The sequence below is a fragment of the Bacteroides sp. AF32-8BH genome, from assembly GCF_003435205.1.
In the GTDB taxonomy this organism is placed as follows: Bacteria; Bacteroidota; Bacteroidia; order Bacteroidales; family Bacteroidaceae; genus Bacteroides; species Bacteroides ovatus.
The window spans coordinates 19,585-31,666 of the sequence record NZ_QVLZ01000041.1 but is presented as its reverse complement, the minus strand read 5'-3'; the positions used below and the strand labels follow the sequence as shown (position 1 = coordinate 31,666).

The following is a 12,082-nucleotide window of genomic DNA, read 5'->3' as shown; positions in this document are numbered from 1 at the left end:
ATACAAAACAATAGAAAAAGATTTTTATGAAAGATTTAGTTACTGTATTTACACCGGTATATAATAGGAAGAATTTAATTGGAAATCTATATCAGAGTTTGTTGTCTCAAACCTATAAAAATTTTGAATGGATTATTGTTGACGATGGGAGCACTGATGATATTGATGAAATTATAAAATCTTATCAAAATGAAGATCGTATATTAATTCGTTTCATCAAACAAGAGAATGGTGGAAAACATAGAGCAATCAACAATGGCGTATTACATGCAAAAGGAGAATTATTTTATATTGTAGATAGTGATGACTATTTAACAAAAGACTCTATAGAACGAATAGTTTTTCATTATCAATATATAAAGAATAATGATAAATTTGCTGGAGTTTGTGGTATGAAATGCTTTCCAGATGGTTCTCGTATAGGGAAAGAGGTTACATGGAAAATTTTAAAAGATTCTTGGATTAACTATTGGATTATAAAAAATATAAAAGGGGATGTTGCGTTTGTTTTTAAAACATCAGTCCTGAGAAATTATTTATTTGACGATATACCCGGAGAAAAATTTTGTGCAGAAAGTTTGGTTCTAAACCGTATTGGAAAAAATTACCTTATGTTATTTTTTAATGAAAAAATATACATCGCAGAGTATTTATCAGACGGTTTATCTGTTTCATCAATCAAAAACAGAATGAATTCACCTAATTATGCCATGAGAATTTATTCAGAAATGGCATCACTAGATATTCCATATTTAAAAAAAATAAAAGCTCATATAAATTACTGGCGTTTTGCTCCTTGCTCTAAATTGAAAATGAAAAATAAAATAAAACAAATAGGAATTTCTAGTTATATTATTTTTATGCCTATTGGCTATTTGTTTCATATGAAAGATAAAAAAAACAATTATATAGATATTAGACATGTCGGATCTAAGCGGTAGAACTTTATTTAAACGGATTAAACCATTAATTAAGGTATTCGTTATAGTAGATTCATATCTTCCTAGGAAACTTAATAATTTTTTATTTGTAAGTTTAAGAGGTATTGGAGGAAAAGTTGGTATTGTGATTAGATACATATTGGTGAAAAATCTAGCAAAAAAATGCGGTGATAATGTTGTAATTAAAGAAAATGTATATATATCTAACATAGAGAAACTAGAACTGGGAGATAATATCAGTATTCATCCGATGTGTTATTTTGAATGTAGCGGAGGATTGATGATCGGAAATAATGTGTCTATTGCCCATTCAAGTTCAATACTAACAAGTACTCACACTTATTCTGATTTTAATTTACCTATTAAATATAATGAAATCCTAAAAAAAACGGTAGTTATCCATGATGATGTATGGATTGGTTGTGGAGTGAGGATTTTATGTGGAGTTCACATTGATACAAGATGTATAATAGGCGCAAATAGTTTGGTTAATAAAAGTGTTGACTCATTCTCTATTTATGGGGGAGTTCCTGCAAAAAAAATAAAATCTTTTCAATGAAAAAAAAGAAATTATTCAAAATAACAAATTCAGCTTATTTTCAAGTCCGGCAACTTCAAGGTCAATTGAATTATTTTTCCGCATATTTCGATGTCATTGCCGTTGCCCCTAAAGGAGAAGGTTGGGAGGAATTACAGAAGCAACAGGCACGTTGTATTCCGGTAAAAATGTCAAGAGCCATAAATCCGATTTTCGATTTAATAACTCTTTTCCAATTGGTAAAACTTTTTATCAAAGAGAAGCCGACTATTGTTCACTCGCACACCCCCAAAGCTGGTCTTTTGGGTATGTTAGCAGCATGGATAGCACGTGTGCCGATCCGTATGCACACGGTAACAGGCTTCCCATTGACGACGGCTACGGGCATAAAAAAACAAATTCTTCGTTTTACGGAACGGTTAACTTACGCTTGTGCCACAAATGTATATCCCAATTCACAAAAGATGTGTGATATTATTTGTTCAATGGGGATCGGCAATCCTAAAAAAATGCTTGTTATCGGTAATGGTGGTTCAAATGGAATTGATACGGCATTCTATTCGCGAAATGCTACACAAGATATTAAGATTTCAACTTTCGATTTCACGTTTGGTTTTGTAGGTCGTATATTTTATGAGAAAGGAATCAATGAATTAGTAGCTTCTTTTATTCGATTACAGAAAGATTATCCTAACATAGGATTACGTTTAATCGGCTTTATGGAAGAAAACCTTTATCCGGTTGATGATTGGGTAAAACAAGAGATTAGCACAAATTCTCACATTGAGTTTGTCGGCTTTCAACAAGATGTTCGTCCCTATCTAATGGGGTGTGAGGCTTTTGTTTTTCCCTCCTATCGTGAAGGTTTCCCTAATGTTGTCATGCAAGCTGGGGCCTTGGAATTACCACAAATCGTTACAGATATCAATGGTTGTAATGAAATAATTGTTCAAAACAAAAATGGAATAATTGTTCCACCACAAGACGAACACGCATTGTATAAAGCCATGAAATATTTTTTGGATAATCCTAATGAGGTAAAAAGAATGGCAAAGAATGCAAGGGCAATGATTACATCACGTTACGAACGCAATAAATTTTGGAAATTGATGCTTGAAGAATACTATCGGCAAATTAAAAATCGAATTAAATAACATCTATGCAAATCATACTGTTATCCGGCGGTTCTGGTAAACGCCTATGGCCGCTTTCCAATAATACACGGTCAAAACAATTTATCAAACTGTTGACTGCGCCCGATGGCTCGAAAGAGTCGATGGTGCAGCGGGTGGTACGGCAATTACGAGAAACCGGCATCTGTGATTCGATTACTGTGGCAACAAGCCAGTCACAACGGGATATCATCATCAACCAGCTTGGAGAAGAGATTCCTGTAGTTACGGAACCGGAGCGTCGCGATACATTCCCGGCTATCGCTCTCGCAAGCTCGTATTTGGCCTACAAACGAAAATGTTCCACCGATGAGATTATAATCGTCATGCCTTGCGACCCTTATACCGAAACAGGTTATTTTGAAACGATTCGCAGGATAGCGGATGCAGTGAAAAACAATGTAGCCGAACTAGTATTGATGGGAATTAACCCCACATATCCGTCAGCAAAATACGGATATGTAGTGCCAGTCAATGATGTACAGAACAAAGGAATATTTCAAGTATCACGCTTTACGGAAAAGCCAGATATGATAACTGCCGAGAAACTTATTTCAGAGGGTGCTTTCTGGAACGGAGGCGTATTCGCTTTTCGGTTGGGGTATATGACAGATATTGTAACCCGACACATCAAAACCGACACTTTTTCAGAAATTCGTTCTCGCTATGGGGAATTTCCGAAAATCAGTTTTGACTACGAAGTCGCTGAAAAAGCGCAGTCGGTAGCCGTCGTACCTTTTGCCGGAGAGTGGAAAGACCTTGGTACATGGAATACGTTGACTGATGAACTATCGGAACACACCATGGGCAATGTTGTCATGGATGAAGAATCCGAAAATACCCACGTCATCAACGAACTTGGACTGCCAATCATGTGCATTGGCACACGGAATCTAGTTATCGCAGCATCAAATGATGGAATCCTAATTTCGGACAAAGATAAAAGCGAGAACATCAAAACTTACGCTGACTGCCTACAACATCGGCCAATGTTCGAAGAACGTCGCTGGGGTGAATACAAAGTTGTCGATACCGCCGAGTTTTCCGACGGTTACAAATCACTTACCAAGCAACTGAAAATCAAATCCGGTAAGAGTATCAGCTATCAGGTACACCGCCATCGCGATGAAGTCTGGACGTTTATCGACGGCGAGGGAGAACTGGTACTCGATGATATCAGGTCGGTTATCAGCAGAGGCGATACGATTACAATCAAGAAAGGTGTTAAACATGCAGTCAGGGCTATCTCTGAATTGACGTTCATCGAGGTGCAGTCCGGAAATCTACTTGCAGAAGAAGACATTGAACAATTTGACTATAAATGGTAAAATCCTTCGTTAAAACCTCTGACAAAAGAATGAAGTTGGTTTACAAGAAAGTTATCGAACCTCAATTAGGCAACCTGATATCCATATTGAAAAAGAAATGATAATCTATAGCATTGATTATTATCAACAAGATCAAGATTGTACTCAATGTGGAAAACATTCGGAATGTATTTGCCGGTAAAATGATAAAATATCACTATCCATATGTAAGTAAGTATATATACCGGACACAGGATCTTGCGAAAGTAGCTTCGTTTTCAGATTCTAAACCGCAGAAACAGCATTACGCAAAAATTAATGGGTTGGAAAAACTTATTATAAATACTGGTAATGAACCTTTTCATTGATTTTTCTAATGAAAAAGACCATCCTTCAATACATGACCGATATCTATCAGGAAGATATTCCCAAACATATCCTTCAAGAAAACAAGATACGCCTGAATTCTTTTTTCCTGGAACAGGAATCCGTACAGAAGAAAGGGACTCAGTTTATATTCAGATATGCATTCTACTCCGTTGAGAAACCCCGAAAGATCACGAAGCAGCATCTATTGAAAGAATATGCAGGGGTGCCTTTGGAAAAAAGGAGCGTACAACCGGAACAAATACCCGATATGAAGCAATATAGTGATATAATACTGTATGGAGATGCCAGCTCTCCTGAAGCACAGCAACAGCTGGCGGAATACCTCCAACAACATAATTCATTAAAAGTCCAGTTGTCTTTTTTTGACAAGAGAAATGATTCCACTAGCAAGGATGAACAAGCCATCGCATATGCGGAACTACAGAAGGCGCTATTTTTTTGCCAAAGAAAAAAGATACCTCTCCTGTTCGTTTCCTTAAAAGGGATGATAGACGACATCCGTTTTCTCAATCTGCTGGAGGAGAGCCATGTCGATTTCAGATGTATCGATTTTCCATGGTTCTGCAAGGAGAATCTGCCTCTGATAAAGGCAGTTGTGCTATATGAAAAGTTGGAAATAAGAATAAATGTATAAGATATCAAGCTTACAGATTGGACTTCAATGTTGCAGCATTGAGGTTTATGAGAAACAATTCTAAATATATTTCTGTTTGGCGAAATCTTATTCTAAAAGGAACTCTAAATAAAAGAATCCACCTTCAGATATCTTTCTTCACTTATCCTCAAAGTATATAATCCAAACATAAATATCAGACCTATTTTCCCTATAACTGAGTAATAAAAAGATTATTCCCCAACACCGTAAACAAAGAAATAACAGAAGCACTTTAAAATGGTGTATCTAACTCACTTTTTTAAGGATAATATCCCTGTTACAGTTATCTGTAGCAGGTGATCCTTTCAAATTGGGCATTAGATGCACCCTTTTCCTTATTCCAACAAATGCGCCTCTTGTAACCTCACCAATTCCCAATACATCTTCAAAAACATCTCCAGATACACCTTCAGACTCGGGAAATAGACGAAAGACTTCCAGCAAAAGAAAGGCACATGAATGGCCGTTCATTCGGAACCTCCATTTCTGGATAGCGTTTCTTTGTCCATCCAAAATAATCTCTATCGGGACAGAACAATAAACAAAAGCATAAATATCAGGCAAAATTGTCCCGATAAAAGAATTATAACATGACTATTGAAGATGAAATCCTCCAATACCTGCACTATCATCCTCTATCAAACAGGGTTGAGATAACGCTTGGGATAACCAATCCTCCCAGTGGCAGGATTGTAAAAAGACTACTGGCCGATGCCGTAACCAAAGGAATGATAGAAGTACTCTAACAATAGTAGTGCCACTATTTTATAAGCAGCACTGCAATTGTTCCTTACCCCAGCAAATGCACCTCCTGTAACCTCACCAACCCCAAATACATCTTCAAGAACACCTCCTGATACACCTTCAGATCCGGGAAATAGACGAAAGACTTCCGGGCAAAAGAGAGGCACGTGAATGGCCGTTCATTCGGAACCTCCATTTCCGGATAGCGTTTCTTCGCCTGGTCAACCGCCATCTTGTTCAGTGAAGCCACGAAGTTAGCCTGGCGTATCGGATTCCATTTCGGGGTTTCAAGAATCACCATCCCATCTTTCCGCTCAGGAATAACCAAATATTCATCCTGCACGTTACGGACGTAATAGCACACAAAAGACAAGGCCTCATAGACATTATCCCCTACATGAATACCGATAACCCGTTCTTCAACCGGTGTACCGGCAAAGCATTCCGCAATCTGTTTCATGGCATACCCATGCAACAAGGCAGCATCAGAAGCCAACAGATAAGCCGGTGCGGTACGCTCTCCTCCCTTATCGATGGCAGCAAAGACAGAAGGACTCCAACAGAGATGGATGAGCTTTCCTTTTTCTTTCTCACGAAGGGAAGCGACACATAAACGGTTATCAAAGACCAAACGGGCTTCTTTCGTTTCCGGATGGAACTGGAACACGTTCCGTACCCTGTCCGGCTTATGGATATCCATCATCAGATAGCCCTGCCAACCGGACACGTGCTTTGTCTTCAAGACGGTTTCGCTTTCCTCCACATCGAAAAGATAAGACAAGAGCTTTTCTCGCTTACAACATACGAAGAGAGAAAGCTCGTCCTGTTCTTTCATCTGCTGCATATCCAAGGAAAGAACAAAAGCCAATTGCCAAGGAGTAAGCTCGGAAAAGCCATGTAATTCAATACAAGACAACGCATCCTTCTCCGGTGAGTAAACGACATATCCCCGGCCACCTATCTCATATCTCAACATGAAATCCCCCTGTTCAGTGGGATGATAATTCTGTAAAACGGTCTGATAATTCATAAAGCAAATATATTAAGTTAGTATTCATCATAATGAGAAATCGGGACCACTCTTGCGTTTCCGTTTCTTTTTGGACGGTATGAGATCATCCTCTTGCGACTTCTTCCCGCTGCCGGTAATGTCAAGTTCCGGAATGGCCATAACTCCCCCACCCTGCATATAGAAAGCCTCACGATCCACCCGCTCACGGAACTCCCCTACCCTATCGATATGTGGCGAGAGACCGACAGCCACACCATCGAAATGCTTCTGGATATTCTGATAAGTGAGCTTACGGGAAAGATCCGCACCTTTAAAGACATGAGCATTTTCCACGTTTTCCATATAAAAGGAAATCCCGTATGCGCCTTTGCTGTTTACATGTTCCGTCACACGGATCGATTCTTCCGCCAACCTTTTCTTAAAATCCTCATAGCCTAAAGAAGCGTTCAATGCCTTAAACACATGGTCATAGAGATAATGCTTCTGTTCATCGGCGCTCATGCCCCGGCCATCAAAACGAATATTACCAAAACGATATTTCTGAGGAAGTGAAACGTCCTTCAGGTAAAAGCCTGAATCCTTGATGCCATAGACATAATAGGATTTGTCCTTCTTGGTGACCAGACGCATATACAATCCTTCTTGTTCCAGGTTCCTTCGGAAATCGGATGTACTTTCGGAAAAAGAGTAGATGCGGTCAAGCTGTTGTAACAGTTCATCCTTGAACAAGGGGTTGAAAAAACCTCCTTTTTCCAGCAATGCGAAAAGGTTGTCATAGCTTTCATCCCCCAATAGGACACGCCATTCTTCATTGGCCAATTTTATTTCTTGCAAGGGTTTATTCAAAGACCGGTATGTATCGGATTGTTCCAGGACAGCCGATACCTTATCCTTGTAATTATAACTACGCATGGCTTTCTTCAAGGCCGCATCGAAATAATAGTTACGGTATTGCGCCTCTCCCAACGTGGTTCTCTTGCCTCCTTCCCTTTCCAAAGGCAACAGACCGTACTTCTGCTCCAGTTCCCTTGAGATCTTTTCGGAACGGCTGTAATTATTTCCGGAAGGAATGCTTTTGCCTTCTTCATCAATTGTGGTCAGCAGCACATGCACATGGCTGTGTGCCTTGTCGGTATTTAGGACAACGGCATAACAGGACTTTCCGTACCCCATCCTCTCGATATATTCCCCGGCAAGAGAAAGCCACTGTTCATCGGAAAGGCTTTCTCCCGGATAGAGGCTCAGAATAAATTCCGCATAAGGTAGTTTCACCCGGTCATTCAACTGGGAGATAAGTTTCATGTAGGCTGGCATGGCGGCCAGTTCGTCACCAGTGGAGGTGTAAAGCACTTTTCCGTTTCCTTCCTTGACCTTGGAAAGCTGGTATTCAATTTTCCGGCTCATGGACAGGTGGGATGAGAAAGAAGGTTGTATCTCGGCTATCATAACAATTTCCGGTTAATGGTTTCTACATCCGAAAGGTATTGGTTAATCCGATCCAATGAATACAATATATTTTCATCGGACGGAAGCGTATTGATATGTTTGGCAAGCTGGTTGATATTGGCTCCTATTTTACGAAGTTCATATATCATTTGCACATCGGTTTTCGATATGCTTCTGCCTTTCAAGGCAGACTCTCTGATAAAGGAAGAAAGGGATTTTCCCTCTTCCTTTGAACGTTGAAGAAGCTGTTCTTTCTCGGCTTCCGTCAAGCGGATCTTTATACTTATATCTCGATTCTCTTTCATATATACAGAGTATGTGAGTGTAACGAACATTGGTCGGCAGCTCGGCTGTCGCAAGGTTTTTTGTACCCACAAAAACATACCTTGCATTAGCAAAGATATACAATAATACTCAGCTGTGAAACAAAACCAGACAAAAGTCTTGATTTCTTAATCCAGATTAACCGCTCACTTTGTTACAAAGTAACTACGCACATTGTAACAGGCGAACGGAAAGCCATTAGTTACAAAATACATAATTACTAATTATATTATTACAAAGTATGAACATACATACTTAATTATAAGATTAAGTATGTACATATTTATATTTATATTTATATATGTAATTACTTATACAATTAAGTAAAAAAGTGTATAATAAATTAATTATAAAAGTATGCAATTATTTAATTTATTATTTATATATTTGCGCACATACTTAAAAACGTACATTATGGGACAAATATTACCAGGAGTAGTCGTAGCTTTTGAGAATCCCAAGGGCGGGGTAGGGAAGTCTACGCTGACAGCTTTGTTTGCAGGTTATATTCATTCGCAGTCAAACGAAGAGGGGGGCTTATCCATTGCCGTGGTGGATATCGACGACATGCAGAACACTATCGGAAAATTACGTGAGGACGAAGCCGAGGACGGAATCATGAAAAAGGAAGAAGAATATGAGGTTATCAATATCTCTTCCTCAGAGTTCATCAACCAACTGGATTTCCTTCAGGACAATTACGACATTATACTTGTCGATTTTCCGGGTAACCTGAAACAAAACGGTGTAGTTGAAACGCTGCACTTCGTTGACGTGATCATCATTCCCTTCGAACCGAACCAGACCGATTTAAGACCTACATTGACCTTTTACTATAACATCTATGAAGGGATTATCGAAAGCCGTCGAAAGATTGGTAAAAAGACTACCGTGCGTGGTGTTATGAACCGTGTTCTTCCGAATGTGCTGGAGTTCAAAGAAATTTTGAAAAATAAAAAAACCTTGCCTTTCGAGTTGATGCAAAACTACATCAAGGATTCAAGGGTTGACTATCAACGCAATTTAAGTACGCTGAGTAAAGCGTACCATCATCCCTGTGATGCTTTCTGTGAAGAGGTATTGGAATTAATCTGTAACCATATAGGAGAATAAAGCTATGGCAACCAACAAAGAAAGGACATCATCAGCCGCCATGAGAAAACTCTTGCTGCAAAGCGCCAGTAAGAAAGAGCAGGAAATCCAGCAGATCGGAAGTGTTGCGGAAAGCACTATCCCCCAACCTGCGATTGAGCACCCCATCCATGAAGAGGTGAAAGAATCGGCTCCAGTCAAAGAAACCGTCCAAGAACCTCAGCCGGAACAAATGGAAAAGCCGGAATCCAAACCTTCCGTGCAGTCTTCTCCAAAAACAGAAGAAAGCAAAGTCTGCGGAAAAAAATTCTCGGAATATCTGGAAGAGCGAAAATTAAAGAACACCGAAGTAATCCGGATATCCAGCGAAACCCACAGAAAGCTGAAGCAGATTGCTATGGCCACTGGATTAGGAATGCACAACATCGCAAACAACATTCTTGAAGACATATTGACCAGCCATAACAAGGAGATTCAAGCGATACTGAAGAAGTATATGAGCATCTGATTCTACTTTCGGAAAAATATATACGCCTGTTCGACTGCATCCGTCGGGCAGGCGTTATTTTTGCACACCGTTTTAGTGAAGGCCGGCATTGAACCGGGACACTTTTACACAACTGCGGAAAAATCCCTTTGCCTATTATCCTGGACAATATGTTAAAGAATTCAAACCTCTACTTGTTTCCACCTCAAAATTTTTTCCGAAAGTAAGAATACGGTAACAAAATCATTTCTTCGTTTTATTTAGGTTTTTAGGGATTTAAGTATTTGTGGGACACTTTTACACAACTAATAAGGGAGGTTTTCCGTATAATCAACTATATTATTGCAAGTTAGCACTTACTGGCATCTTCTCGTAACCGGGACACTTCTGCACAACTAACCGACTATTCGGGACACTTCTGCACAACTGAACAGGAAAGTCGGGATACTTTTACACAACTAGAATCTGCATTCGGGACACTTTTACACAACTAAATCAGGAATCCGGGACACTTCTGCACAACTAAACCGGCCATTCGGGACACTTTTACACAACTGGGGGATCGGAAACAGCCGTAGTCGGGACACTTTTACACAACTAAATCAAGAAACAGCACGAAAAAAATGCTTTGGAATCTTCATTTATAGGGAGTTAGATTCACTATCTCCGTAAAAAAACGTATCTTTGCATCAGTAAACAACAAGTGTCCGCCTATGAAGGAAAGTAATACACAAAAAGAGTTGAGCAGAGTCCCCAGGACTCTCAGCGAGTCTTCCAACACGAAAGTATTGGAAGTTCTATTTGATGCAGGCGGCACTGTCATGTCTGACATTATCATTTACGTGGCATCTTCACAAATGAAAGATCTGTTCGGCGACTGCTGGTTCTCCATCAACGATTTTTGTGAGGTCATGGGGTATGAACGAACCAAGTTGCAACGAAAACTGACCGAGAAGCAGCTTGATTTCCTGTTCAGCAACCAACGTCCGGTATATATCACCGAACAGAACGGCCAAAAGATAGAGCATCCGATAGAGAACACCTTTGAAGCGGCGTTATACCGTTTAGGGACATCCAACCTCAGTGTAGCATACGCCATGAACGGCAAGACGCAATATAAGTTCATTCAAATACTGGACCGCTTTGAGATAAAGGATAACTTCGGCACGAAAAAGCGCACCAAGCGGAATTACAACGTGCATCTGAGCAAAGATCTGATGAATACTTTGCTTACCGAATACAATCTGCTGGAACTGAAAGACTACCGTAACCTGCCCAACCGCAAAGGCTACCGCAAGTTTTATCTGAACCTGGCGAAAATGATTTACCTGATCAAGTATAAGATTGACCAAGGACAAGCACCTTATTTCACCGTTACGGTTGACCAACTTGCCAAGGAATTTGATGTAACGGTAAAGGACAACCATGACCGGAAGAAGAAGGTGACCAGCATCTTAAACGGTATCAACAAAAAGCTGGAGAGAACCAAATTCCAATACCAGTACATCAAAGGAAAAGGGGAGAAGTGGCCCTACACCGTACAGTTTTTCTTTGACCAGGAAACATTGGAATATTTCGACGAAAAGATAAAGGCGATACTGACCTCGCAATATCACGATGCGCTTAAATCATGCTTCTTGTTAAACAAGAAAGGCATTCCCGTGAGCAGACATTATCAATATAAGGATTTCTTTAAATTGGGAACCGGCGAATATTATCATGAATTTACCGCATGGCTTTATTCTGAAGAGGACAAGGAGATTAAGGAGAACATCTACCGGGATATCTATATAAAGGTAGTAGGCATTCGTCCAGAAGACCTTGCCGTCAACTTAAATCCCTAAAAGTTGGAACAAAAACCATAAAATAGTATCTTTGCAGCGGATTGTCAGAAAATTGGCAGCCCGCTTTTTACATACGTCCGTCTGTCTAACAAAAGAGTGGCATCTATCGTTAAGGAATTAACAACAACAG

12 protein-coding genes are annotated in these 12,082 nt (G+C 39.7%); 9 read left to right on the top strand and 3 right to left on the bottom strand.

Annotation, left to right across the window (positions count from 1 at the left end; translation table 11 throughout):
* Positions 1-26 precede the first annotated feature (26 nt).
* From DWZ47_RS23580 to DWZ47_RS30745, 6 genes are all read left to right on the top strand, one after another.
* A complete protein-coding gene (locus DWZ47_RS23580; RefSeq protein ID WP_005868862.1) occupies positions 27-941 on the top strand; it encodes a glycosyltransferase family 2 protein in 915 nt (304 codons plus the stop codon).
* Positions 922-1,500: an acyltransferase gene (locus DWZ47_RS23575; protein ID WP_005868863.1), complete on the top strand. Its 579-nt coding sequence runs from the start codon at positions 922-924 to the stop codon at positions 1,498-1,500. The genes DWZ47_RS23580 and DWZ47_RS23575 overlap by 20 nt, the downstream gene beginning before the upstream one ends.
* The gene (locus DWZ47_RS23570) at positions 1,497-2,633 is read left to right on the top strand and encodes a glycosyltransferase family 4 protein (protein ID WP_005868864.1); all 1,137 of its coding nucleotides are present in this window, start codon (positions 1,497-1,499) and stop codon (positions 2,631-2,633) included. Before DWZ47_RS23575 ends, DWZ47_RS23570 begins: the two co-directional genes overlap by 4 nt.
* Positions 2,634-2,638: 5 nt before the next feature.
* Positions 2,639-3,979: a sugar phosphate nucleotidyltransferase gene (locus DWZ47_RS23565; RefSeq protein WP_005868865.1), complete on the top strand. Its 1,341-nt coding sequence runs from the start codon at positions 2,639-2,641 to the stop codon at positions 3,977-3,979.
* Positions 3,980-4,334: 355 nt separating this feature from the next.
* On the top strand, positions 4,335-4,982 hold the full coding sequence (locus DWZ47_RS23555) for a hypothetical protein (protein WP_005868866.1): 648 nt from the start codon (positions 4,335-4,337) through the stop codon (positions 4,980-4,982).
* Between the two features lie 611 nt (positions 4,983-5,593).
* The gene (locus DWZ47_RS30745) at positions 5,594-5,749 is read left to right on the top strand and encodes a hypothetical protein (RefSeq protein ID WP_005868867.1); all 156 of its coding nucleotides are present in this window, start codon (positions 5,594-5,596) and stop codon (positions 5,747-5,749) included.
* Positions 5,750-5,793: 44 nt separating this feature from the next.
* On the opposite strand, the gene DWZ47_RS23545 is transcribed toward DWZ47_RS30745, so the two are convergent.
* From DWZ47_RS23545 to DWZ47_RS23535, 3 genes are read right to left on the bottom strand one after another with little or no spacing between them, the layout of a single operon-like run.
* Positions 5,794-6,777 (bottom strand): hypothetical protein, encoded by a 984-nt coding sequence (locus DWZ47_RS23545; RefSeq protein ID WP_005868869.1) that lies wholly within the window; start codon positions 6,775-6,777, stop codon positions 5,794-5,796.
* Between the two features lie 27 nt (positions 6,778-6,804).
* On the bottom strand, positions 6,805-8,205 hold the full coding sequence (locus DWZ47_RS23540) for a relaxase/mobilization nuclease domain-containing protein (RefSeq protein WP_005868870.1): 1,401 nt from the start codon (positions 8,203-8,205) through the stop codon (positions 6,805-6,807).
* Positions 8,202-8,540: a plasmid mobilization protein gene (locus DWZ47_RS23535; RefSeq protein WP_008770294.1), complete on the bottom strand. Its 339-nt coding sequence runs from the start codon at positions 8,538-8,540 to the stop codon at positions 8,202-8,204. The genes DWZ47_RS23540 and DWZ47_RS23535 overlap by 4 nt, the downstream gene beginning before the upstream one ends.
* Before the next feature lie 403 nt (positions 8,541-8,943).
* Between DWZ47_RS23535 and DWZ47_RS23530 the strand changes: the two genes are divergently transcribed.
* The 3 genes from DWZ47_RS23530 (at position 8,944) to DWZ47_RS23520 (ending at position 11,952) form a co-directional block, all read left to right on the top strand.
* Positions 8,944-9,642 carry a ParA family protein gene (locus DWZ47_RS23530; RefSeq protein WP_005868872.1) on the top strand — a complete coding sequence of 233 codons (699 nt, stop codon included), beginning with the start codon at positions 8,944-8,946 and terminating at the stop codon, positions 9,640-9,642.
* Between the two features lie 4 nt (positions 9,643-9,646).
* Entirely contained in the window at positions 9,647-10,129 is a 483-nt protein-coding gene (locus DWZ47_RS23525) for a DUF3408 domain-containing protein (protein ID WP_005868873.1), read from the top strand.
* 692 nt (positions 10,130-10,821) lie between these two features.
* On the top strand, positions 10,822-11,952 hold the full coding sequence (locus tag DWZ47_RS23520) for a hypothetical protein (RefSeq protein ID WP_005868874.1): 1,131 nt from the start codon (positions 10,822-10,824) through the stop codon (positions 11,950-11,952).
* Positions 11,953-12,082: the final 130 nt, after the last annotated feature.